The sequence below is a fragment of the Streptococcus sp. 1004_SSPC genome (assembly GCF_001069025.1).
GTDB classification, from domain to species: Bacteria; Bacillota; Bacilli; order Lactobacillales; family Streptococcaceae; genus Streptococcus; species Streptococcus vestibularis.
Genome location: NZ_JWGQ01000039.1, coordinates 1 through 299 on the forward strand (window position 1 = coordinate 1; position 299 = coordinate 299).

Sequence of the window (299 nt, forward strand, 5' to 3'; positions counted from 1 at the left end):
CGAAGAGGCTAAACGCGGCGGACTGTAAATCCGCTCCTTCGGGTTCGGGGGTTCGAATCCCTCCCCTTCCATAGTTACGGGCATAGTTTAAAGGTAGAACTAAGGTCTCCAAAACCTTCAGTGTGGGTTCAATTCCTACTGCCCGTGTTAGTAAAGTGGCGAATGTGGTGAAGTGGTTAACACATCAGATTGTGGCTCTGACATTCGGGGGTTCGATTCCCCTCATTCGCCTATATTTTTGGGGTATAGCCAAGCGGTAAGGCAAGGGACTTTGACTCCCTCATGCGTTGGTTCGAATC

2 tRNA genes are annotated in these 299 nt (G+C 50.2%); both read left to right on the top strand.

Annotated elements, in window-relative coordinates:
• The first annotated feature begins 76 nt into the window (after positions 1-76).
• Positions 77-147 (top strand) — tRNA-Trp (locus tag ADF62_RS03025).
• Between the two features lie 11 nt (positions 148-158).
• Positions 159-231 (top strand) — tRNA-His (locus ADF62_RS03030).
• The last annotated feature ends 68 nt before the right edge of the window (positions 232-299 follow it).